Source organism: Citrobacter sp. Cy070 (assembly GCF_030332245.1).
Lineage (GTDB): Bacteria > Pseudomonadota > Gammaproteobacteria > Enterobacterales > Enterobacteriaceae > Citrobacter > Citrobacter youngae.
In genome coordinates, this window is the sequence record NZ_JAOWIG010000065.1 from 22,410 (window position 1) to 44,361 (window position 21,952).

The window sequence follows — 21,952 nt, forward strand, 5'->3', positions numbered from 1 at the left end:
ACGTTTAAGGGGCTTCGGCCCCTTTTTGCCATCTGTGGAGTCCAGTAATGAAAACAATAGATTTTGAAATCCGCACCTCCGATCTGAGCGCCAGCAATAAAAAGCTGGTGGGCTATGCCGTGCGATGGAACAGCCTGTCAGAAATTATCTGGGATGAATTTCGTGAGCAGTTCGCGCCGGGGGCGTTTAAAGACAGCCTGGCATCCGGTAGTGATGTGCGTGCGCTGTACGAGCATAACTATACCCAACTGCTGGGGCGTACCAAATCCGGCACGCTGGTGCTGTCCGAAGACGATACCGGGCTGCGCTTCGAGCTGACCCCGCCGAACACCCAGCTTGGGAATGATGTGTTGGAGCTGGTGGAGCGCGGGGATATCTCCGGTATGAGCTTCGGTTTCCGTGCGCTGAAAGAGGCGTGGGATATCGGCCAGTCTCCATACCTGCGCACCGTGACCGCTGCCGAACTGCGGGAAATCACCGTTACCTCTATGCCTGCTTATCCTGAGTCTGGCGTGGAAATCGCGCACCGTTCTCTGTTCTCCCAACATCCTGAACTGCGCCGCGCTGGCGATAACCGCCGCCGCTGGGCTGAATTAGCGGGGCTCTGATATGTGGAATATCTGGCCATTTGGCCGTAAGTCTGAACCCTCTGAGCAGCGTAGCATGACCATTGATGAGTTTCTGGCGATGGCAGGGATTCCAAATACCGGATCAGGCGAATATGTGTCTGCGGGTACTGCGGAATCTCTGCCTGCGGTGATGAATGCCGTGTCAGTTATCAGTGAGGCCGTGGCAACAATGCCCTGCTACCTTTACCGCGTCCGTAATGATAACGGGCGTGAGGCGCGGGAATGGCTGAGCAATCACCCGGTAGATTTTCTCCTGAACGAGCAGCCGAACGACTGCCAGACGCCTTACCAGTTTAAACGCACGATGATGCGTCACTGTCTGCTGAACGGTAACGCCTATGCGGTGATCCAGTGGGGCCGAGACGGGCAACCGCAATCCCTGCACCCGTATGCGCCTGGGAGCGTTGTTCCTGAGCGTATCGGCCAGCATAAATATAAATACACCGTTACTGAACCGTTTACCGGGGCGGTGCGCACCTACTTGCAGGAAGAGATTCTGCACCTGCGTTACTCGACCGATGATGGTTTTCTGGGGCGCTCGCCGATCACAATCTGCCGTGAAGCGCTGGGGTTAGGTCTGGCCCAGCAGCGCCACGGCGCAAGCATTATGAAAGATGGCATGATGGCGGCGGGCGTAGTCACTACGACTGAATGGCTCGACAGCGTGAAGGGCAAACAGGCAATGGATGCTCTGGATCGCTACAAAGGGGCTAAAAATGCCGGGAAAACGCCGATCCTTGAAGGTGGCATGGACTACAAGCAGCTGGGCATGAGCAATCAGGATGCCGAATGGCTTGCCTCCCGTCGCTTCACAATTGAAGACATTGCCCGCATGTTCAACGTGTCGCCTATCTTCCTGCAGGAATACAGCAACAGCACCTATAGCAATTTCAGCGAAGCGAGTCGCGCCTTCCTCACTATGACGATGCGCCCGTGGCTGGCGAACTTCGAACAACAAATTAAATCTGCGCTGCTGGTGGCCTCTCCCGTTCCGGGAATCCGCTATCAGGTGGAGTTTGACTCCGCTGACCTTCTCCGCGCCACGCCAACCGAACGTTACGCTACCTACGAGCGAGGCATTAAAAACGGGATCATGAGCCCGAACGAAGCCCGCGAGCGCGAGGGGATGCCGCCGCGTGAAGGTGGTGACGAATTCAGTCAGGCATGGAAACAGGAAGTGAAGATCAGCGGTGCTGGCAAGGTGGAGGAGCCTAGTAATGAGTAATGAAATCACCCTGTCAGAGGCAAAAATGCATTGCCGCATTGAAGATGATTACAGTTATGAAGATGTGCTGATTGAGGCCTATATCTCTGCATCCCTCGAAGTCTGTCAAAAGCATATCGGTAAACGGTTTGATGATGGGCTGGTGATGACCCCCGCGATCAAGGTGGGTTGTCTCATGTATGTATCTCAATTGTATGAATATCGCACGATGATCAGTGATGTAGAGAGTACCGAAATTCCTTTGGCTATCTCTGCCCTGTGGTCTGTCTACCGTGATGTGGGAGTGTACTGATGCCGTGGAAACCTATGCGTCGGTGCACCGAGCCGGGATGCAATAAGCGGGTGAAGTCAGGCAAGTGCGATGAGCACAAACGGGAAGCATGGCGGGCTGAGGATGCCAGGCGTGGCCACCGCCGCGCTCGTGGTTACTCCGCCTCATGGGAGAAGTACCGCGCTCAGTATCTGAAACGTCACCCCCTGTGTGTTGAGTGTCTGAAATTGGGCCTTTACGTTCCTGCAAAGATTGTCGATCACATCATTCCTATCGACGGCGGTGGTGATGTTCTGTTCTGGCCTGAGTGGAACCACCAGCCGTTATGCCAGACGCATCACAACCAGAAGACCACACAGCAGGATCCGACCACCAAAGCGAGGCGCAAGGCTGGGCTGTACCGCGAGCAGGAAGAGCGTGCAGCACAGCGTAATGACTGGATGTATGAGGCTCGCGATGAGTGAGAAAGAGGTGGTGAACCTGTACCGATCCCTTATGCGCTGCCGCGATGGGTTCATGAAGGGTAGAGCCAGAAGCACAGAGCGCCATCCTGCGCAGGGTACGAGCGAGCGTGACCGGGAGTTGCGGGAATGCTTCCGCAACCGCTGACGGACTGCATGGACGGGGTGGGGGAGGTTTTCAGGACAAACCTCAAGGTGCTAGGCACCGCCCGCCCCCTCAAATTTTTACGCACGGTGATTTTTTTGAAAATAAAACGCGATGGAAACGAGAAATTTTTATGGCAAGACCACCAAAACCGCCAGCTTACCTTGATGAGTTAGCCGCGCAGCAGTGGAAAGCGAAAGCGAAGCAACTGGCCGAGCGTGGCGATCTGACACCCGCCGACTGGAACAACCTTGAGCTTTTTTGCGTCAACTATTCGATGTACCGCAAAGCAGTGGAAGACCTTGCCAGCCGTGGGTTTAGCATTGTTAACAGCCAGGGTGGAGAGAGCCGAAATCCGGCACTGAGTGCAAAGGCCGATGCTGAAAAAATCATGATTAAAATGTCGTCGCTGCTGGGCTTTGATCCGGTAAGCCGTCGCCGTAACCCGGTGGAAACGGAAGAGGAGGACGAGCTTGACCGTCTGGAATGAGTACGCAAATGCGATAAAAACTGGCGAAATTCCGGCCTGTAAGCGCGTAAAACAGGCCGTGGAAAGGTACTTTTCAGACCTGAATGATCCCCGTTATGAGTTCGATACGGCGACCGTAGAGCGGTTTATCGCGTTCTCCCGGCTCTGTCCACACGTCAAAGGCCCGCTGCGGGGCCAGCCTATCGAGCTGGAGCCTTGGCAGCAGTTCGCCTTTGCTAACCTTCTGGGCTTTAAGGTCAGGGAGTCAGGCCGCCGCAAGTACAGCAGCGCCTTTATTGAGGTGCCGCGCAAGAATGCCAAATCCACCGTAGCCGCCATGCTGGCTAACTGGTTTCTGGTGATGGAGAAGGGCCAGCAGGATATCTACACGGCGGCGGTTAGCCGGGATCAGGCCCGAATCGTATTCGACGATGCCCGCCAGATGTGCTTGCTGTCAAAACCGCTGAAAAAGCGCGTCAATATTCAGGCGCATAAGGTCATTTTCCCGAAGAGCAACAGCCTGTTAAAGCCGCTGGCGGCGAAAGCGGCCACCATTGAAGGGACTAACCCCAGCCTGGCGATTGTCGATGAATATCACCTTCACCCGGATAACGGCGTTTATTCCGCGCTTGAGCTGGGTATGGGCGCACGTCCTGAGGCGATTTTGTTCGCCATCACGACCGCCGGGAGTAACGTTGTCTCTGCCTGTAAACAGCATTATGACTACTGCTGCCAGATTCTAGCCGGGGAAGAGAGCAACGATTCGCTGTTTGTCCTGATCTACGAGCTGGACGACGAAAGCGAGGTTGATCATCCGGAAATGTGGATCAAGGCTAACCCCAACCTGCATGTGTCCGTTGATGCGGCGAAACTGGAGTCCACCATCCAGAAAGCGCGGGGCATACCGTCGCAATGGGTGGAAATGCTGACCAAGCGTTTCAATATCTGGTGCCAGGGCTCCACGCCGTGGATGGGTGCCGGCGCATGGGATGCCTGTGCGCTCGACTATACCGAAGACGATCTGGCCGGAATGGAGTGCTACGCCGGGTTTGACCTGTCCTCTACCAGCGACATTACCAGCGTGAGCTACGCTTTCCCGTTCGACAGGGAGATCCGCTTGCTGACCCGTCATTATCTGCCAGAAGCGCAACTGCTTAACGTCGCCAACAAAAACCGCGCCATCTACCGCCAGTGGGTGAAAGCGGGCTGGATACGCACTACACCCGGCGACTGTATCGACTATGACCGCATCCGTGACGATATTCTGCGCGACGCTGAAACCTTCAATATCAGGCTGGTGGGCTTCGATACATGGAACGCCACACACTTGCGCACCCAGTTACAGGGGGCTGGCCTCGATGTGGAGCCGTTCCCGCAAACCTATCTGAAATTCAGTCCGGTAGCGAAATCTTTTGAGGTTTTTGTTAACCGCAAGGTGGTGCGCCATCGTGGCGATCCGGTTCTGGCTTGGGCGATTGGTAACGTGGTGATGGAGTCCGACGCCAACGCCAATATCAAACCCAACAAAAAGAAATCCTCCAACAAGATAGACCCGGCGGTTTCTGCACTCATGGCGTTCGGCACATTCCAGGCAGAACACGAAGATTTTGCTTTCGATATGAGCGACAGTCACAAAGAGCGACTGGCTTTATTTAATGGGATTTGAGCATAAAGCGTAAAGGCAGAATTATCTTGAGGTTATCAGGAATATAAAATTGCTCTAGATCACTACATTGCTGTCGTGGAATAGGAAGAGTCTGTTTTGTTGCTTATAAATGTATTGCAGGGCTTTTCCTGCTCAAACTTCTGGTGAAATATGACTGATAAATGGGCTGATTACCTTATTTCTAAAGTCCGATATAACGATAAACACACTCACATTACCCATGTGTATGTGCATGTCGATAATGGCGATACTGTTGGAGAAGGGACATCAGAAACACGGCAGTGGGTAGTGAATAAAATCGATAGCGGCTATACCTTTTACACCATTTTCAAAGGTGATGACGGTAAGTGGAAGAAAGGTCAAAAAGTGGTTAAGGACCGTGTCAACGGTACTGATTACATTACTACTAGACCTAATGGTACATCCAAGGATAACTTAGAAAACCTTCCTGAGTACTAAACACTTTGGTTACTAAAGGCATAAAGCATCAGAATTGTTCTGGTGCTTTTTTGTTTGTTCAGCCAAAGCTGTATAAACATCTGTATAAACAATAATAAAAAAGGCGCATCCCCATGCCGAGTAGCGCCTTTTAAAACAAACATTTAACTGATTAGTATCAGTTCATGCCGTATTTTTTCAGTTTTTTACGCAGCGTACCACGGTTGATGCCCATCATCAGGGCAGCACGGGTCTGGTTACCGCGGGTGTATTGCATCACCATGTCCAACAGGGGCTGTTCTACTTCAGCCAGTACCAGCTCATAGAGATCGTTAACATCCTGACCATTCAATTGAGCAAAATAGTTCTTCAGTGCCTGTTTAACCGAGTCACGCAGGGGTTTTTGAGTTACCTGATCCTGAGAGTTAACGGTAGAAACGGTCAGTACGTCAGAATTTACGCGTTGTTCGAACATAGTTCTGTCAGCTCTTTATTTCTGTTTACGCAAAATTTTCGAAGTATGCCTCCAACGCCGCCAGCTGTTCGCTGGAGTCTTCAATGGCGTTGAATGTGCGCCGAAACTGGTCATCCGGAGCGTGTTCCTGGAGATACCAGGATACGTGTTTACGCGCAATTCGGTACCCTTTTGCCTGACCATAAAAGTCGTGCAATTCCCGAACATGCGCACAAAGCAAGCGCTTCACCTCTGCCAGAGGCAGCGGGGGCAGCAGCTCCCCAGTGTCCAGATAATGCTGGATTTCCCGAAAGATCCAGGGTCTTCCCTGAGCTGCACGTCCTATCATCAGGGCATCCGCCCCCGTATAGTCGAGTACAGCTCTGGCTTTATGCGGGTCAGTAATGTCGCCATTCGCGATAATCGGAATGGAAACTTTCTGCTTAACTGCCCGAATACTGTCGTACTCAGCATCTCCATTGAACAAACAGGCGCGGGTGCGTCCATGAATGGTCAGAGCCTGAATGCCACAGTCTTCAGCCAGTTGGGCAATCTCTACGCAGTTACGGTGTTCCGGAGCCCAGCCGGTGCGAATCTTGAGTGTGACAGGAACGTCCACTGCATTGACGACCTCGGTTAGTATCGATTTCACTAAATCCGGGTACTGCAAGAGGGCTGAACCTGCGAGCTTGCGATTCACTTTTTTAGCCGGACACCCCATATTGATATCAATAATCTGGGCGCCGCTTTCCACGTTAATACGTGCGGCATCAGCCATCTCAACAGGATCGCTACCGGCAATTTGCACCGTGCGAATTCCTGGCTCATCAACGTGCACCATACGTAAACGAGATTTGTCGCTTTCCCAAACCTGCGGGTTAGAAGACATCATCTCGGATACCGTCAATCCTGCTCCCATCTCATAGCACAGCGTCCTGAATGGTCTGTCAGTGATGCCAGCCATAGGTGCTGCGATCAGGCGATTTCTGAGCTGGTATTGTCCGATGCGCATGAGTTAAGAAATGACCATACTGTGACTGCAAGGCGGCGTATATTACGCATTTTTTGCATGAGATGAAAGGCCAAACTTTGACCAATCCACTGAGGTGGATCAATGAATTGCTGACTAAGTACACAGTTTCAAATTAAAAGCTTTAATAATCATTTGGATACGTAGTTGCGCTAATTTATCATCCGTTTATAAATTCCGAAAACTTCTCTTTTTTTATTACGCTCAGGCTCAGGACATCAGGATAAAAAGCTGTTTTTGTGTACAAATAGTGACTTTGTAATGCGATCTCGCTCTCATTTCCGCAAATCATTTTGCGAAAACGAAAGCGATTTTGGGGTTAGCGATAGTAACGCGTGACGATTATTTTTTCTGACCGGTAATACGGCACCACTCTTCTTTTTCGATGACCGGATCGAGTGTAAAGAGATCGGCATAGGCCTCACAGACGCTTTCCGCCTGGCTGGCAAGAATGCCAGAAAGCCCCAGTAGACCGCCCTCAACGGGCAGTACGCTGATTAACGGCGCCAGTTCACGTAATGGGCCCGCGAGGATGTTGGCGACCACCACGTCGGCTTTCATGGCTTCTGGCTGGTCTTTCGGCAGATAAAGCTCCAGACGCTCAGAAACGCCATTACGCTGGGCGTTATCACGGCTGGCCTGAATCGCTTGTGGATCGATATCCACGCCGATGGCTTTCGCTGCGCCCAGTTTCAATGCCGCAATGGCCAGAATGCCGGAGCCGCAGCCAAAGTCGATAACCGTTTTGCCGTTAAGATCGAGACCGTCCAGCCATTGCAGACACAGAGAAGTAGTAGGGTGAGTACCAGTACCAAACGCCAGACCCGGGTCCAGCATTACATTGACGGCATTCTCATCCGGGACATCGCGCCAGCTCGGGCAAATCCACAGGCGTTCGCCAAAGCGCATCGGATGGAAGTTATCCATCCATTCGCGTTCCCAGTCTTTATCTTCAAGCTGTTCGATTTTATGCGCGAAGCCTTCACCCAGCAGCGGATGCTGCTCCAGAATGGCAACGACTTCTTTCATGTCGGTTTCTGCGTCGAACAAGCCGATAACATCGGTATCGCCCCACAGGCGAGTCTCGCCCGGCAGAGGCTCGAACACCGGCGTATCATGCGTATCCTGGAAAGTGATGGAAACGGAGCCCGCTTCCATCAGTGCATCGCTTAACTCTTCTGCGTTAGCACCCGTTGTGTTCAGTTTCAGTTGGATCCATGGCATGGAAAAACTCTTTATTTATCAGTAGTCAATATGGCAGCTTGCGGGACGGTAGAACCGAAACGGTTTCCGACCAGGAAAGCCAGCAAACTTATCAGCAACGAGGGCACGATCGGATGGAAGCCCAGGTACTGAACGTTAAAGGTAGCAAGTACGGCATACAACACGCCGCCGACAATCATCGCGCTCAATGCGCCAGTCGCGTTTGCTCGCTCCCAGTACAGGCCCAGCACCAGCGGCCACAGGAAGACCGCTTCCAACCCGCCAAACGCCAGCAGGTTGAGCCAGATAATCATCTCTGGCGGTTTCCAGGCGGCCAGCAGCAGTAACGCGCCCAGCAGTAGGGTGATCACAGCGGACATGCGCTTCAGCCGGGTTTCGTTTTTCAACTGTTCCGGACGAAGGTTCAGGTACAGATCCTTAATGATCGTAGCGGAACTTTGCAGCAATTGGGCATTGATCGTCGACATGATCGCGGCCATGGGGGCCGCGAGGAAGATCCCGGCAGCTACCGGTGGCAACACTTTGACCATCAGAGTCGGGATCACCAGATCCGGTACCGTCAGGTCAGGGATCACCGCACGCCCCAACGCACCCGCCAGATGCATGCCAAACATCAGGATCGCCACCACGATGGTGCCGATGATAATCCCACGATGTACCGCTTTACTGTCTTTATAGGAGATACAGCGTACCGCCGTATGCGGAAGTCCAATCACGCCAAAACACACCAGTACCCAGAATGAGGTCATAAACGTGGGTGACAGAATGTCATCCGCGCCCTGCGGTGAGACCAGTTTCGGATCGATGGTTTGCAGGGTTACTACCGCATTGCTAAGGCCGCCGGCGGCATGAACGACGCCGACCAGCAGAACGATAGTCCCAATCAGCATTACCATGCCTTGCATGGTGTCGTTCAGTACGCTGGCGCGAAATCCGCCGAACGCCGTATACAATGCGATACTGACGCCAAAGATCAGCAAACCGGTTTCGTAAGGAATACCCGCAGCCGTTTCCAGCAAACGTGCGCCGCCAATAAACTGTACGGTCATTGCTCCGACAAACGCGACCAGCAGGCTAAGACTTGCCAGCCACACCAGTAGACGGCTCTGGTAGCGGGCAAACAGCATGTCGTTAAGGGTTACGGCGTTGTAACGGCGCGCCAGAATGGCGAATTTCTTCCCGAGGATCCCCAAAGAGAGCCAGACGGCAGGCAACTGTATCATCGCCAGCAGCACCCATCCCAATCCGTATTTATAAGCCGCGCCAGGGCCGCCAATAAACGAACTGGCGCTAATGTAGGTTGCGGTTAGCGTCATGGCTAACACGACCCCGCCCATCGAGCGGCTGCCGAGGAAATATTCGTTCAGGAAAGTACCGGTCGATCTCTTACGCATAGCGTAAACAGAGAGACCGAAGACCACCAACAGATAGGCGACCAGCGGCAAAATAACTTCAAGCTGCATCGTCATCCTCCAACGGAATGTCGCGATAGATAAACTTCACCATCGCCCAGCACAGTACGATGAAAACCAGCGGCGTTAGCAGGCAGGCCATTTCGAACCAGTGCGGTAAGCCGGTAAAACCGAGCGTGGAATCTGGTAAGTAAGCGGTTACTAACCATGTGGCAAGATATAAAAGGGTCAGCCACAGCGCCCAGCGCGCCTCTTTATGGGCCTGAACAAAACGAGCGTCCATTTTTTGTCCCTTGTGGATAAAGAAAGCGGGGATTGTACCTTATGGCGCGTTCGGGAGGGGAGAAAAACAAAAGGCCGGAATTTCCGGCCTTTTCGGTTAATACATGCTTACTTTTCCTGAAGTCCGAGTTTTTTCTCCAGATAGTGGATATTGGTTCCACCATGCTGGAAGTGCTCGTCATTCATGATGCGGATCTGCAGATCAACGTTGGTTTTGATACCGTCGATGATCAGTTCCTGCAATGCGTTTTTCATACGGGCGATCGCTACGTCGCGGTTTTCGCCGTAGCAAATCAGCTTACCGATCATTGAGTCATAGTACGGAGGTACTGTGTAGCCTGCGTAAATATGAGACTCCCAGCGCACACCAAAGCCACCCGGCGCGTGGAAACGCGTGATTTTACCCGGGCTTGGCAGGAAGGTGTTCGGGTCTTCGGCGTTGATACGGCATTCTACCGCATGGCCTTTAACCACAACCTCATCCTGCTTGATGGACAGCGGTTGTCCTGCCGCGATACGCAGCTGCTCTTTGATCAGGTCAACGCCGGTGATCATTTCGGTTACCGGGTGTTCAACCTGAATACGGGTGTTCATCTCAATGAAGTAGAACTCGCCGTTTTCGAACAGGAACTCGAAAGTACCTGCCCCGCGATAGCCGATATCAACGCACGCTTTGGCGCAACGCTCGCCGATGTAGCGACGCAGTTCCGGGGTAATACCCGGCGCAGGTGCTTCTTCGACGACTTTCTGGTGACGACGCTGCATGGAGCAGTCACGTTCAGCCAGATAAATCGCGTTACCCTGACCGTCAGCCAGCACCTGAATTTCGATGTGGCGTGGGTTTTCCAGGTACTTCTCCATGTAAACCATGTCGTTGTTGAAAGCCGCTTTCGCTTCCGCTTTGGTCATGGAGATGGATTGTGCCAGTTCGGCATCGCTGCGCACGACGCGCATACCGCGACCGCCGCCGCCGCCGGAGGCTTTGATGATAACCGGGTAGCCGATACGTTTAGCATGAGCGCGGTTAGCGTCCATGTCATCGCCCAGCGGGCCGTCAGAGCCTGGAACGGTCGGTACGCCAGCTTTCTTCATCGCGGTGATCGCGGACACTTTGTCGCCCATCAGGCGGATAGTGTCGGCTTTCGGGCCGATGAAGATAAAACCAGAACGTTCTACCTGTTCAGCGAAGTTGGCGTTCTCAGAGAGGAAGCCATAACCCGGGTGGATTGCCACTGCGCCGGTGATTTCAGCGGCGCTAATGATTGCCGGGATGTTCAGATAGCTTTTTACGGACGCAGCCGGGCCAATACAGACCGTCTCATCCGCCAGCAATACGTGTTTTAAATCGCGATCCGCGCTTGAGTGCACGGCGACAGTCTTGATGCCCAGTTCTTTACAGGCACGAAGAATACGCAAGGCAATCTCGCCGCGGTTAGCGATGACAATTTTATCCAACATGTTCGCCTCGTTATTCGATGACGACCAGCGGCTCGTCAAATTCTACCGGTTGACCACTTTCTACCAGAATCGCTTTCACTACGCCGGATTTGTCGGCTTCGATCTGGTTCATCATTTTCATGGCTTCAACGATGCACAGGGTATCGCCCGCATTCACTTTCTGGCCGATTTCGATGAACGCTTTAGCATCCGGGCTCGGGGTGCGGTAGAACGTACCAACCATTGGGGAGCGTACGATGTGACCACTGATTTCCGCTGCTGCCGGCGCTTCCATACTTGGAGTGGCAGTTTGTGCGACAGCGTTAGACAGAGCTGGCTGCTGCATCACTGGTGCAGCATAAGCCTGTTGCATCATTGGAAAACTTGCCGCTGGCGCTGCACGGCTGATGCGTACAGACTCTTCGCCTTCAGAAATTTCCAGTTCGGAGATGCCTGATTCTTCAACCAGCTCGATCAGTTTTTTAATCTTACGAATATCCATGAGTGGGTTCCGTACTCTTTGTTTAGTGAGATTGTGACAGGCGTTTTACCGCCGTCTGTATAGCATTTTTATAACAGTGAGTGACAAGATGCCACGCATCTCAGGCGTTGCACTGCGTGCTGCGGCCATTATATGAGATTGCCAGACTTGTTAGTCATTGTGCGGCTATCTTCTGCCATTTTCGGGTAAAAGACAAAATATACCTTCAATATGCGATTGTCACCCTTTCTGCGCTGTAAAAACGCTACCGGGGAGAGCAAAGGCGCACATTATAACTATTTCGTAGCAATTGGCAGCTAAATACTGGTCTTATCAGGGAAGATAATCAACCGCTGGCATGTAAAGAACATGGGTTCGTCTGTGTTTTGCAACGTACTGCACATATCGTGAAACTACCGCCACCACTGGCGAAACTTCTTGTAGCGGCAGGCTAACAGCACCGCTGCAAGTGCGGCATAAATAATCGGTTGTGGAGAGATAATTTTTACCGACCACAAATAATGTATGGGTGCCAGGATCGCCACAAGATAGACGAAGTTGTGCAGATACTGCCAATATTTACCCAGTTTTCGCTGGGCTGCCTGTGTAGAGGTCAAGGCGAGGGCGAATAAAATGACCCAGCTGAAAATACCCAACATCAAATAAGGTCGAGTAGTAAGTTCCCGCCCCAGCAATGCCAGGTTATTAATGCCTAATTCCAGTAGCGCATAGCTGGTTAAATGTAACGTCGCCCAGGCGAAACACCATAGCCCTAACAGGCGACGAGTGCGTATCAATAATGGCTGTTTAGCGTAGCGCGCCAACGGCGCCACCAGCAAGGTAGCCAGTAGGAATTTCAGAGCTGTCCGACCGGTAAAGTGCTGAATGTCTTTGACCGGATCGGCGCTCAGTCCCCCATGATTTACCGCCCAAAATAGCCAGAGAAACGGTAAAAGTCCGGTAAGATGCAGGCAAACTTTCAGCCAGGTAATCTGTTTTGCAGTCAAGCGCACTTAAAAATTCTCCCGCAGATCGAGACCTCGGTACAGGGAAGCGACTTCCTTTGCATAGCCGTTAAACAGCAACGTGGGCTGGCGCTGTACATCCAGTATGCCGCCCGCGCCGATGAAGCGTTCAGTCGCTTGTGACCAGCGGGGATGATCGACATGAGGATTCACATTGGCATAAAAACCGTATTCATCGGACGCAGCCATATTCCAGGTGGTTGGCGGGCGTTCACGCGTCAGTTTAATACTGACGATCGACTTAATGCCTTTAAACCCGTATTTCCATGGCACCGTTAAGCGAATAGGGGCACCATTTTGTGGTGGAAGTGCCTTGCCATACACGCCCACTGTAAGCAGCGTGAGCGGGTGCATGGCCTCATCCAGACGTAGCCCTTCAACATAAGGATATTTTAACCCACCGCCAATAAAGCGATCTTTCTGTCCCGGCATCTCTTCAGGGGCATAACGTGTTTCGAACGCGACATATTTTGCATTGCTGGTGGGTTCAACCAGCGCTAACAGTTTATGTAAAGGAAAACCAATCCACGGTACGACCATCGACCAGGCTTCAACACAGCGCATTCGATATATACGCTCTTCCAGTGGGAAGCGGGTGGTTAAGGCATCATGATCGAGCGTCAACGGTTTAGCGACTTCACCGCTGATTTTCAGCGTCCAGGGATCGGTTTTCAGACTGCCGGCATTGGCTGCAGGATCGGCTTTGTCGAGGCCGAATTCGTAGAAGTTGTTATAGCCAGAAACCTTATCTTCTGGTGTTAAAGGAAGTGTATTTTGCCAGGCTGCCGGCTTGGTGAAATCAAGGGGTTTACCGGCAGGCGCGGGCGGACGGTCATTGCCTTTAAACCAGCTCAGAAGATCGGCCTCGGCAGAAAAGGGCAAAGACAAAGCGGCGGCGCTGATACCCAGCGCTTTCAGCACCTGGCGGCGCTGCATAAAAAAAGCCGACTCGGCTGTTACATCGGCTTCAGTGAATGGACGTATTTTCTTCATAACGGACTCCCGACATACGCGCAAAGGCTCATACTGGCGCGTAGTTACTATGGCAGGGAGTCCGTCAATGTGCAGAGAAATTTAGTTAATTAAATGTAAATTTGTATCTGCAAATTGTTTTATTTCACTTTCACCAGCGTACGGCCCTGCACCTGGTTATTGATGATGGCATCGGCGAACTTCGGCGCATCGGCAAGCGTGATTTCTGTCGCTGCCTGGGTAAAGAACGACTCTGGCAGGTCGTTAACCAGACGTTGCCAGGCCTGTGCACGACGATCCGGAGGCGTCATCACGGAGTCGACGCCCTGTAAGCGCACGTTGCGCAGAATAAACGGCATCACCGTGGTGGGTAGCGCAAAACCGCCAGCCAGACCACAGGCGGCAACACAACCGCCATAGTTCATCTGCGCCAGTACTTTTGCCAGCACTTTGTCGCCAACGGTATCAATGGCACCCGCCCACAGTTGTTTTTCCAGCGGACGAGATTCAGCAAACTCATCACGACCCAGAATGCGGTTGGCTCCCAGGCTTTTCAGGTAGTCGTGGGTGCTTTCGCGGCCCGATACTGCCGCAACCTGGTAACCCAGTTTGTGCAGCAGCGCAACGGCAGTACTGCCTACGCCACCGCTGGCACCAGTGACGACGATTTCGCCGTCTTCCGGGCGGATACCGGCATCTTCAAGCGCCATGACGCACAGCATGGCAGTAAAACCGGCGGTACCGATGACCATGGATTTGCGACCGTCCAGTCCTTTTGGCAGCGCAACCAGCCAATCGCCTTTCACACGAGCGCGTTCGGCCAGTCCCCCCCAATGATTCTCACCCACGCCCCATCCGGTCAGTAAGACTTCCTGACCTGCATGAAAACGAGGATCTTCACTTGTGCGTACGGTTCCGGCGAAATCGATACCAGGAATCATCGGAAAATTGCGGATAATTTTACCCTTACCGGTGATGGCGAGGGCATCTTTATAGTTCAGGCTCGACCAGTGAACATCCACCGTCACATCGCCTTCAGGTAGCTGATTTTCGTCGAGGGGTTGAACGGATGCGAGGGTTTTTCCGTCCTGCTGTTCTAAGATCAAAGCCTGCATAACCTGTCCTCAATTCATATAGTGGATTGGAAAATTATCTGTGAAGACTATACTCGCTAATTAAAACATGATGCCGATTCTGCGCAATAAATTGCCAGATATACCTGATTTGGTAGTATGCCCACATTATTTGTGTAAATTGACGGATTTCGCGTTCAGTTTTGCATTTTCGTGTCGCTTTTTCACTTTCACACCTGATTCATCACTGTCGGAGTTAACACAAGGATGCGATTAACGACGAAATTTTCAGCCTTTGTCACGCTGCTTACCGGGTTAACGATTTTCGTGACGCTGATAGGTTGCTCGCTGAGTTTCTATAACGCTATTCAATATAAGTTCACCACCCGCGTCCATGCCGTCGCGACGGCGATCGATACCCATCTGGTCACCAGGGATGTCGTGTCCTTAACGCCGCAAATTGATGAACTGATGATTTCGGTTGATATCGTCCGTATTGAATTGCTTCAGGATGACCGCGTTGTTTATAGCCATTCCCGAACCAGTAGCTACCGCCCGGCGGGGACGAATAACCTTTATCGCAATCTCACCGTGCCATTGGTCAAGCATCCGGGGATGTCGCTGCGTATGGTTTACCAGGATCCGATGGGCAACTATTTCCATTCGTTGATGACTACGGCACCGCTCACGCTATCGATAGGCTTTATTATCCTGATGCTGTTTTTGTCGGTGCGCTGGCTTCAACGTCAACTTTCCGGACAGGAATTACTGGAGATTCGTTCAACGCGGATCCTCAACGGTGAACGCGGGCCAAACGTGCGGGGAACGGTCTATGAGTGGCCAGCGCGTACCAGTAGTGCGCTCGACATGCTACTGACCGAAATTCAAAATGCTCGTGAGCAGCGCAGCAGGCTGGATACGCTAATTCGGTCCTATGTCGCGCAGGATACAAAAACGGGGCTGAGCAACCGCTTGTTCTTTGATAACCAACTGGCGACGCTGCTGGAAGATCAGGAAAAAGTCGGCTCGCATGGTGTGGTGATGATGGTTCGTTTGCCGGACTTTACGCTGCTACGCGAGAGCTGGGGCATTACCCAGGCGGAAGAACAAATTTCAACGCTTATCAATTTGTTGTCTACCTTTATGATGCGCTATCCGGGCGCACTGTTAGCGCGTTACCACCGAAGCGATTTTGCCATCCTGCTGCCACACCGCACGTTAAAAGAAGCGGAAAGTATCGCCGGGCAACTCTTAAAGGCGGTGGATGCACTTCCGGCTAACAAAATGATCGATCGTGCCGATATGGTTCATATTGGCATTTGTGTCTGTCGCAGCGGTCAGTCGACTGAACAAGTTATGGATCACGCTGAAGCCGCCACCCGGAATTCAGTATTACAAGGCGGGAACAGTTGGTCGGTGTATGACGACTCTCTGCCGGAAAAAGGCCGGGGCAATGTGCGCTGGCGAACGCTGATTGAACAGATGCTCAGTCGGGGCGGACCGCGAATTTATCAAAAACCTGCCGTAACGCGTGAAGGGCGGGTGCACCATCGCGAGCTGATGTGCCGTATTTTCGATGGCAGCGAAGAGGTTATTTCGGCGGAATATATGCCGATGGTGCTGCAATTTGGTCTGGCGGAAGAGTATGACCGTCTGCAAATCAGCCGTTTGATCCTGTTGTTGGGGTACTGGCCGCAGGAAAGCCTGGCGATGCAGACGACGGTTGAATCGCTCATTCGCCCACGTTTTCAGCGTTGGCTGCGAGATACGCTGATGCAGTGCGAAAAATCGCTACGTAAACGCATAATTATTGAACTTGCTGAGGCGGATGTTTGTCAACACATCAGCCGGTTACAACCGGTTATCCGATTGATGGATGCGCTTGGCGTACGTATTGCCGTTACGCAGGCCGGTTTAACGTTGGTGAGTACCAGTTGGATCAAAGAGCTGAATGTCGAATTGTTGAAGCTTCATCCCAGTCTGGTGAGAAACATTGATAAGCGAACGGAAAATCAGCTGCTGGTTCAAAGCCTGGTAGAGACGTGTACCGGAACGCCAACGCAGGTTTATGCCACGGGCGTACGTTCGCGCAGCGAGTGGCATACCCTGACAGAACGTGGAGTCGCGGGTGGGCAGGGTGATTTTTTTGCCGCATCACAGCCACTTGACACAAACGTGAAAAAATATTCGCAAAGATACTCGGTTTAACCTGCCGTTTAATTTGTTTTCACGTAGAATAACGCGCGCTGTGCCTTCTGGGGGTGTGCTTGTCTGCTCGCCAGGTTGTAACAGCAAACATGCAGGTGAATGACCTTTGACAGGTTGCAAACAAAAGCGAGGACTGCTGCTGAGTTTTTCAGCCCTGATGGACTCAGGCCGGTTTTGTAACAAAGGAAACGAACTGCACTAATTTTCACCGTAGCAGATGATTTTTGCGCCTTGTCGCTGCTGCGTGTGGTTGGTAAAGTAAGCGGATTTTGTTTTCCGCCCCAGCTTTCAGGATTATCCCTTAGTATGTTGAAAAAATTTCGTGGCATGTTTTCCAATGACCTGTCCATTGACCTGGGTACCGCGAATACCCTTATTTATGTAAAAGGACAAGGCATCGTATTGAATGAGCCTTCCGTTGTGGCCATTCGTCAGGATCGTGCCGGTTCGCCGAAAAGCGTGGCTGCAGTAGGTCATGATGCGAAGCAGATGCTGGGTCGTACGCCGGGCAATATCGCTGCAATTCGCCCAATGAAAGATGGCGTTATCGCTGACTTCTTCGTGACTGAAAAAATGCTCCAGCACTTTATTAAACAAGTGCACAGCAATAGCTTCATGCGCCCAAGCCCGCGCGTACTGGTGTGTGTACCGGTTGGAGCAACTCAGGTTGAACGCCGTGCCATCCGTGAATCCGCTCAGGGTGCAGGTGCACGTGAAGTGTTCCTGATCGAAGAGCCGATGGCGGCAGCGATCGGTGCGGGCCTGCCAGTTTCTGAAGCAACCGGCTCAATGGTTGTCGATATCGGTGGTGGTACCACAGAAGTCGCCGTTATCTCTCTGAACGGCGTAGTTTACTCCTCCTCCGTGCGTATTGGTGGTGACCGCTTCGACGAAGCCATCATTAATTATGTTCGCCGTAACTACGGCTCTCTGATCGGTGAAGCTACCGCGGAACGTATTAAGCACGAAATCGGTTCTGCTTATCCTGGCGACGAAGTACGCGAGATCGAAGTTCGCGGTCGTAACCTGGCAGAAGGTGTTCCACGTGGCTTTACCCTGAACTCTAACGAGATCCTTGAAGCGCTGCAGGAACCCCTGACCGGTATCGTAAGCGCGGTGATGGTTGCACTGGAACAGTGTCCGCCAGAACTGGCGTCTGACATCTCAGAACGCGGTATGGTCCTGACCGGCGGCGGTGCGCTGCTGCGTAACCTTGACCGTCTGTTAATGGAAGAGACCGGTATTCCAGTTGTTGTTGCCGAAGATCCGCTGACCTGTGTGGCTCGCGGTGGCGGTAAAGCACTGGAAATGATCGATATGCACGGCGGCGACTTGTTCAGCGAAGAGTAATCGGATGCAGGAAGGGTAGCCCTGGGTTGCTCTTCCGCTCTGATGCGAGAATACGCATAGACTATGAAGCCAATTTTTAGCCGTGGCCCGTCGCTACAGATTCGCCTTATTCTGGCGGTGCTGGTGGCGCTCGGCGTTATTATTGCCGACAGCCGCCTGGGTACGTTTAGTCAAATCCGAACGTACATGGATACCGCCGTCAGTCCTTTCTACTTTATCTCTAATGGTCCCCGTGAATTACTCGACGGCGTCTCGCAAACGCTGGCTTCTCGTGACCAACTCGAACTTGAAAACCGGGCGTTGCGTCAGGAACTGCTGCTGAAAAACAGTGAACTGCTGATGCTGGGGCAATATAAACAGGAGAACGCGCGTTTGCGTGAACTGCTGGGATCGCCGCTGCGCCAGGACGAACAAAAGATGGTGACGCAGGTCATCTCAACGGTTAACGATCCTTACAGCGATCAGGTGGTGATCGACAAAGGGAGTGTTAACGGCGTTTATGAAGGTCAGCCAGTCATCAGCGATAAAGGCGTAGTGGGCCAGGTTGTTGCGGTGGCCAAACTGACCAGCCGCGTACTGCTGATTTGTGACGCGACGCATGCACTGCCAATCCAGGTATTGCGTAACGATATTCGCGTGATCGCTGCCGGTAACGGCTGCACGGACGATCTTCAGCTTGAACACCTGCCGGCTAATACTGACATTCGCGTTGGCGATGTGCTGGTTACCTCCGGTCTGGGTGGGCGTTTCCCTGAAGGCTATCCAGTCGGTGTCGTTTCCTCTGTGAAGCTGGATACCCAGCGCGCATACACCGTGATTCAGGCGCGCCCGACGGCGGGTTTACAGCGTCTGCGCTATCTGCTGCTGCTGTGGGGAGCCGATCGTAATGGTGCTAACCCGATGACGCCAGAAGAAGTGCACCGTGTAGCTAATGAACGTCTGATGCAAATGATGCCGCAAGTCCTGCCGGCACCGGATGCCATGGGGCCTCCTGCGCCAGTTCCTGCTCCGGCGACAGGTGTAACGCCGGTTCCTGCAACAACCACGCCGTCACAACCTGCTCCGCGTAAGCCGGGAGGGCAGTAAGTGGCAAGCATCCGTCACCAGGGACGTTGGGTCATTTGGCTCTCGTTCCTAATTGCATTTCTGCTGCAAGTCATGCCCTGGCCGGACGAGATCCTCGTTTTCCGGCCGAACTGGGTGCTGCTCATTCTGCTGTACTGGATCCTGGCGCTGCCGCATCGCGTAAATGTGGGCACAGGATTTATCGTGGGTGCCATACTGGATCTCATTAGCGGCTCTACGCTTGGTGTGCGGGCATTGTCGATGAGTATCATTGCTTATCTGGTCGCACTGAAATTTCAGCTCTTCCGTAACCTCGCGCTCTGGCAGCAGGCGCTGGTAGTTATGTTGTTGTCACTGGTCGTGGATATTATTGTTTTCTGGGCCGAGTTTTTAGTGATCAACGTCTCTTTCAGACCTGAAGTGTTCTGGAGTAGTGTAGTAAATGGTGTGCTTTGGCCATGGCTATTCTTACTGATGCGTAAAGTCCGCCAGCAGTTTGCGGTGCAATAAAGGTTGATATGAATACTCTGTATCTTGCTTCAGGTTCTCCACGTCGTCAGGAGTTGCTCGCTCAGCTTGGTGTTACGTTTGAACGGCTGGTTCCTGGAATTGAAGAACAGCGGCACCTGCAGGAAAGCGCTCAGCAGTATGTTGTTCGTCTGGCGCGTGAAAAAGCGCAGGCAGGCGTAGCAATGGCTGTGCGCGATTTACCTGTGCTGGGGGCGGATACCATTGTTATCCTTAATGGCGAAGTGCTGGAAAAACCGCATGATGCCGACCATGCAGCAGCGATGCTGCACAAACTGTCAGGCAAAACGCATCAGGTCATGACGGCTGTCGCATTAGCCGATCGCCAGCACAACCTGGACTGTCTGGTGGTGACGGAAGTGACATTCAGAACACTAACAGATGAGGACATCGCCGGTTATGTTGCCAGCGGTGAGCCTATGGATAAAGCAGGTGCATACGGTATTCAAGGGTTGGGTGGCTGTTTTGTCAGGAAGATCAATGGCAGCTATCACGCCGTAGTCGGCTTACCGCTGGTAGAAACGTATGAGTTGCTGAGCAATTTTAACGCACTGCGTGAGAAAAGGGATAAACATGACGGCTGAATTGTTGGTAAACGTAACGCCATCGGAAACGCGGGTGGCGTACATTGATGGCGGTATTCTGCAGGAAATTCATATTGAACGTGAGGCGCGACGCGGAATCGTAGGCAATATCTACAAAGGTCGTGTAAGTCGTGTACTTCCGGGTATGCAGGCGGCTTTTGTAGATATTGGGCTGGATAAAGCCGCATTTCTCCACGCATCAGACATCATGCCGCATACCGAATGCGTAGCGGGTGAAGAACAAAAACAGTTCACTGTACGCGATATCTCCGAACTTGTGCGTCAGGGGCAAGACCTGATGGTACAGGTGGTGAAAGATCCTCTGGGCACGAAGGGCGCACGCCTGACAACGGACATCACGCTACCTTCCCGTTATCTCGTCTTTATGCCGGGGGCGTCGCACGTGGGGGTTTCTCAGCGAATCGAGAGCGAAACCGAACGCGAACGCCTGAAAAAGGTGGTGGCGGATTACTGCGACGAACAGGGCGGATTCATCATTCGTACGGCGGCTGAAGGCGTCTGTGAAGAGGATCTGGCTTCGGATGCTGCCTACCTGAAGCGTGTCTGGACGAAGGTCATGGAGCGTAAGAAGCGGCCACAAACGCGCTACCAGATGTATGGTGAATTGGCACTGGCACAGCGCGTTCTGCGTGATTTTGCTGATGCTCAGTTAGACCGAATTCGCGTTGATTCCCGTCTGACTTATGAAGCGTTGCTGGAATTTACGGCGGAATATATCCCGGAGATGACCAGCAAACTGGAACATTACAGCGGACGCCAACCGATTTTCGATCTCTTCGACGTTGAGAATGAAATCCAACGCGCGCTGGAGCGCAAGGTTGAGCTGAAATCCGGCGGCTATCTGATCATCGACCAAACCGAAGCGATGACTACCGTCGACATCAACACCGGCGCATTTGTTGGGCATCGTAATCTCGACGACACTATCTTTAATACTAATATTGAAGCAACGCAGGCCATCGCACGTCAGCTGCGTCTGCGTAATCTGGGCGGCATAATCATTATCGATTTTATCGACATGAATAATGAAGATCACCGCCGCCGGGTGCTGCACTCTCTGGAGCAGGCGCTGAGCAAGGATCGCGTAAAAACCAGCATTAACGGTTTTTCACAGCTGGGTCTGGTAGAGATGACACGTAAGCGCACGCGTGAAAGCGTGGAGCATGTGCTGTGTAACGAGTGCCCAACCTGCCACGGACGTGGCACGGTGAAAACGGTCGAAACCGTATGTTATGAAATCATGCGTGAAATCGTCCGCGTGCACCATGCTTACGACTCCGATCGTTTCCTGGTGTATGCGTCTCCGGCAGTGGCTGAAACCCTGAAAGGGGAAGAGTCGCATGCGCTGGCGGAAGTGGAAATCTTTGTCGGCAAACAGGTCAAAGTACAAGTCGAACCGCTCTATAACCAGGAGCAGTTTGACGTGGTAATGATGTAAATCGTGTAGTGGCACCCGCGCATGTAGGCCGGATAAGGCACAAACGCCGCTATCCGGCAATATT

Annotated in this window: 23 protein-coding genes; 13 read left to right on the forward strand and 10 right to left on the reverse strand. The window is 52.6% G+C overall.

From position 1 onward, the window contains the following. The first annotated feature begins 47 nt into the window (after positions 1 to 47). The 7 genes from OGY19_RS10700 to OGY19_RS10730 all read left to right on the forward strand — a co-directional run bounded on the left by OGY19_RS10700 (position 48) and on the right by OGY19_RS10730 (position 5,325). Positions 48 to 608: an HK97 family phage prohead protease gene (locus OGY19_RS10700; protein ID WP_000848269.1), complete on the forward strand. Its 561-nt coding sequence runs from the start codon at positions 48 to 50 to the stop codon at positions 606 to 608. Position 609: 1 nt separating this feature from the next. After that, the gene (locus OGY19_RS10705) at positions 610 to 1,854 is read left to right on the forward strand and encodes a phage portal protein (RefSeq protein WP_286596470.1); all 1,245 of its coding nucleotides are present in this window, start codon (positions 610 to 612) and stop codon (positions 1,852 to 1,854) included. Continuing rightward, positions 1,847 to 2,146: a head-tail connector protein gene (locus OGY19_RS10710; RefSeq protein WP_048977713.1), complete on the forward strand. Its 300-nt coding sequence runs from the start codon at positions 1,847 to 1,849 to the stop codon at positions 2,144 to 2,146. Before OGY19_RS10705 ends, OGY19_RS10710 begins: the two co-directional genes overlap by 8 nt. Next, positions 2,146 to 2,589, forward strand: a complete 444-nt coding sequence (locus OGY19_RS10715) for an HNH endonuclease signature motif containing protein (RefSeq protein ID WP_214574028.1) — start codon at positions 2,146 to 2,148, stop codon at positions 2,587 to 2,589. The genes OGY19_RS10710 and OGY19_RS10715 overlap by 1 nt, the downstream gene beginning before the upstream one ends. 275 nt (positions 2,590 to 2,864) lie before the next feature. Further along, a complete protein-coding gene (locus tag OGY19_RS10720) occupies positions 2,865 to 3,221 on the forward strand; it encodes a phage terminase small subunit P27 family (RefSeq protein ID WP_000113647.1) in 357 nt (118 codons plus the stop codon). Next, the gene (locus tag OGY19_RS10725; RefSeq protein ID WP_286596473.1) at positions 3,205 to 4,866 is read left to right on the forward strand and encodes a terminase large subunit; all 1,662 of its coding nucleotides are present in this window, start codon (positions 3,205 to 3,207) and stop codon (positions 4,864 to 4,866) included. The genes OGY19_RS10720 and OGY19_RS10725 overlap by 17 nt, the downstream gene beginning before the upstream one ends. Positions 4,867 to 5,016: 150 nt before the next feature. Beyond that, positions 5,017 to 5,325: a DUF3892 domain-containing protein gene (locus OGY19_RS10730; RefSeq protein WP_001547818.1), complete on the forward strand. Its 309-nt coding sequence runs from the start codon at positions 5,017 to 5,019 to the stop codon at positions 5,323 to 5,325. A 157-nt stretch (positions 5,326 to 5,482) separates the two neighbouring features. Here the strand turns inward: OGY19_RS10730 and fis are convergent, their stop codons facing one another. The 10 genes from fis to acuI all read right to left on the reverse strand — a co-directional run bounded on the left by fis (position 5,483) and on the right by acuI (position 14,736). Beyond that, positions 5,483 to 5,779: a DNA-binding transcriptional regulator Fis gene (gene fis, locus OGY19_RS10735; protein ID WP_000462905.1), complete on the reverse strand. Its 297-nt coding sequence runs from the start codon at positions 5,777 to 5,779 to the stop codon at positions 5,483 to 5,485. A gap of 25 nt (positions 5,780 to 5,804) precedes the next feature. Continuing rightward, positions 5,805 to 6,770, reverse strand: a complete 966-nt coding sequence (gene dusB, locus OGY19_RS10740) for a tRNA dihydrouridine synthase DusB (protein WP_003025224.1) — start codon at positions 6,768 to 6,770, stop codon at positions 5,805 to 5,807. A 360-nt stretch (positions 6,771 to 7,130) separates the two neighbouring features. Beyond that, a complete protein-coding gene (gene prmA / locus OGY19_RS10745; RefSeq protein ID WP_003025221.1) occupies positions 7,131 to 8,012 on the reverse strand; it encodes a 50S ribosomal protein L11 methyltransferase in 882 nt (293 codons plus the stop codon). Between the two features lie 11 nt (positions 8,013 to 8,023). Continuing rightward, positions 8,024 to 9,475 carry a sodium/pantothenate symporter gene (gene panF, locus OGY19_RS10750; RefSeq protein WP_048213463.1) on the reverse strand — a complete coding sequence of 484 codons (1,452 nt, stop codon included), beginning with the start codon at positions 9,473 to 9,475 and terminating at the stop codon, positions 8,024 to 8,026. Continuing rightward, the gene (locus OGY19_RS10755; RefSeq protein ID WP_048213462.1) at positions 9,465 to 9,707 is read right to left on the reverse strand and encodes a YhdT family protein; all 243 of its coding nucleotides are present in this window, start codon (positions 9,705 to 9,707) and stop codon (positions 9,465 to 9,467) included. The genes panF and OGY19_RS10755 overlap by 11 nt, the downstream gene beginning before the upstream one ends. 107 nt (positions 9,708 to 9,814) lie before the next feature. Continuing rightward, positions 9,815 to 11,164 (reverse strand): acetyl-CoA carboxylase biotin carboxylase subunit, encoded by a 1,350-nt coding sequence (accC, locus tag OGY19_RS10760; RefSeq protein WP_003025213.1) that lies wholly within the window; start codon positions 11,162 to 11,164, stop codon positions 9,815 to 9,817. A gap of 10 nt (positions 11,165 to 11,174) precedes the next feature. Beyond that, positions 11,175 to 11,645: an acetyl-CoA carboxylase biotin carboxyl carrier protein gene (gene accB / locus OGY19_RS10765; protein WP_005121378.1), complete on the reverse strand. Its 471-nt coding sequence runs from the start codon at positions 11,643 to 11,645 to the stop codon at positions 11,175 to 11,177. A gap of 392 nt (positions 11,646 to 12,037) precedes the next feature. Beyond that, positions 12,038 to 12,637 carry a protein-methionine-sulfoxide reductase heme-binding subunit MsrQ gene (gene msrQ / locus OGY19_RS10770; RefSeq protein WP_048213461.1) on the reverse strand — a complete coding sequence of 200 codons (600 nt, stop codon included), beginning with the start codon at positions 12,635 to 12,637 and terminating at the stop codon, positions 12,038 to 12,040. Beyond that, complete coding sequence (gene msrP / locus OGY19_RS10775) at positions 12,638 to 13,642, reverse strand: protein-methionine-sulfoxide reductase catalytic subunit MsrP (RefSeq protein ID WP_048213460.1); 1,005 nt, start codon at positions 13,640 to 13,642, stop codon at positions 12,638 to 12,640. Positions 13,643 to 13,761: 119 nt separating this feature from the next. Then, positions 13,762 to 14,736 carry an acrylyl-CoA reductase (NADPH) gene (acuI, locus tag OGY19_RS10780; RefSeq protein WP_061068705.1) on the reverse strand — a complete coding sequence of 325 codons (975 nt, stop codon included), beginning with the start codon at positions 14,734 to 14,736 and terminating at the stop codon, positions 13,762 to 13,764. A 225-nt stretch (positions 14,737 to 14,961) separates the two neighbouring features. Between acuI and csrD the strand changes: the two genes are divergently transcribed. The 6 genes from csrD to rng all read left to right on the forward strand — a co-directional run bounded on the left by csrD (position 14,962) and on the right by rng (position 21,888). Continuing rightward, complete coding sequence (gene csrD, locus OGY19_RS10785; protein WP_048213458.1) at positions 14,962 to 16,902, forward strand: RNase E specificity factor CsrD; 1,941 nt, start codon at positions 14,962 to 14,964, stop codon at positions 16,900 to 16,902. A gap of 306 nt (positions 16,903 to 17,208) precedes the next feature. Next, the gene (gene mreB / locus OGY19_RS10790) at positions 17,209 to 18,252 is read left to right on the forward strand and encodes a rod shape-determining protein MreB (protein WP_000913396.1); all 1,044 of its coding nucleotides are present in this window, start codon (positions 17,209 to 17,211) and stop codon (positions 18,250 to 18,252) included. Positions 18,253 to 18,315: 63 nt separating this feature from the next. Next, positions 18,316 to 19,338 carry a rod shape-determining protein MreC gene (gene mreC, locus OGY19_RS10795; protein WP_040234170.1) on the forward strand — a complete coding sequence of 341 codons (1,023 nt, stop codon included), beginning with the start codon at positions 18,316 to 18,318 and terminating at the stop codon, positions 19,336 to 19,338. Then, positions 19,339 to 19,827: a rod shape-determining protein MreD gene (gene mreD / locus OGY19_RS10800; protein WP_040234168.1), complete on the forward strand. Its 489-nt coding sequence runs from the start codon at positions 19,339 to 19,341 to the stop codon at positions 19,825 to 19,827. Between the two features lie 8 nt (positions 19,828 to 19,835). Continuing rightward, a complete protein-coding gene (locus OGY19_RS10805; RefSeq protein ID WP_115601386.1) occupies positions 19,836 to 20,429 on the forward strand; it encodes a Maf family protein in 594 nt (197 codons plus the stop codon). Next, positions 20,419 to 21,888, forward strand: coding sequence for a ribonuclease G (rng, locus tag OGY19_RS10810; protein WP_003828822.1), 1,470 nt, complete (start codon positions 20,419 to 20,421; stop codon positions 21,886 to 21,888). Before OGY19_RS10805 ends, rng begins: the two co-directional genes overlap by 11 nt. The last annotated feature ends 64 nt before the right edge of the window (positions 21,889 to 21,952 follow it).

Excerpts from the sequence above, each read along its gene's own strand:
- OGY19_RS10700 (WP_000848269.1), top strand. The coding sequence starts at position 48 with ATGAAAACAATAGATTTTGAAATCCGCACCTCCGATCTGAGCGCCAGC.
- OGY19_RS10705 (WP_286596470.1), top strand. The coding sequence starts at position 610 with ATGTGGAATATCTGGCCATTTGGCCGTAAGTCTGAACCCTCTGAGCAG.
- OGY19_RS10710 (WP_048977713.1), top strand. The coding sequence starts at position 1,847 with ATGAGTAATGAAATCACCCTGTCAGAGGCAAAAATGCATTGCCGCATT.
- OGY19_RS10715 (WP_214574028.1), top strand. The coding sequence starts at position 2,146 with ATGCCGTGGAAACCTATGCGTCGGTGCACCGAGCCGGGATGCAATAAG.
- OGY19_RS10720 (WP_000113647.1), top strand. The coding sequence starts at position 2,865 with ATGGCAAGACCACCAAAACCGCCAGCTTACCTTGATGAGTTAGCCGCG.
- OGY19_RS10730 (WP_001547818.1), top strand. The coding sequence starts at position 5,017 with ATGACTGATAAATGGGCTGATTACCTTATTTCTAAAGTCCGATATAAC.
- fis (WP_000462905.1), bottom strand. The coding sequence starts at position 5,779 with ATGTTCGAACAACGCGTAAATTCTGACGTACTGACCGTTTCTACCGTT.
- dusB (WP_003025224.1), bottom strand. The coding sequence starts at position 6,770 with ATGCGCATCGGACAATACCAGCTCAGAAATCGCCTGATCGCAGCACCT.
- prmA (WP_003025221.1), bottom strand. The coding sequence starts at position 8,012 with ATGCCATGGATCCAACTGAAACTGAACACAACGGGTGCTAACGCAGAA.
- panF (WP_048213463.1), bottom strand. The coding sequence starts at position 9,475 with ATGCAGCTTGAAGTTATTTTGCCGCTGGTCGCCTATCTGTTGGTGGTC.
- OGY19_RS10755 (WP_048213462.1), bottom strand. The coding sequence starts at position 9,707 with ATGGACGCTCGTTTTGTTCAGGCCCATAAAGAGGCGCGCTGGGCGCTG.
- accC (WP_003025213.1), bottom strand. The coding sequence starts at position 11,164 with ATGTTGGATAAAATTGTCATCGCTAACCGCGGCGAGATTGCCTTGCGT.
- accB (WP_005121378.1), bottom strand. The coding sequence starts at position 11,645 with ATGGATATTCGTAAGATTAAAAAACTGATCGAGCTGGTTGAAGAATCA.
- msrP (WP_048213460.1), bottom strand. The coding sequence starts at position 13,642 with ATGAAGAAAATACGTCCATTCACTGAAGCCGATGTAACAGCCGAGTCG.
- acuI (WP_061068705.1), bottom strand. The coding sequence starts at position 14,736 with ATGCAGGCTTTGATCTTAGAACAGCAGGACGGAAAAACCCTCGCATCC.
- csrD (WP_048213458.1), top strand. The coding sequence starts at position 14,962 with ATGCGATTAACGACGAAATTTTCAGCCTTTGTCACGCTGCTTACCGGG.
- mreB (WP_000913396.1), top strand. The coding sequence starts at position 17,209 with ATGTTGAAAAAATTTCGTGGCATGTTTTCCAATGACCTGTCCATTGAC.
- mreC (WP_040234170.1), top strand. The coding sequence starts at position 18,316 with ATGAAGCCAATTTTTAGCCGTGGCCCGTCGCTACAGATTCGCCTTATT.
- OGY19_RS10805 (WP_115601386.1), top strand. The coding sequence starts at position 19,836 with ATGAATACTCTGTATCTTGCTTCAGGTTCTCCACGTCGTCAGGAGTTG.
- rng (WP_003828822.1), top strand. The coding sequence starts at position 20,419 with ATGACGGCTGAATTGTTGGTAAACGTAACGCCATCGGAAACGCGGGTG.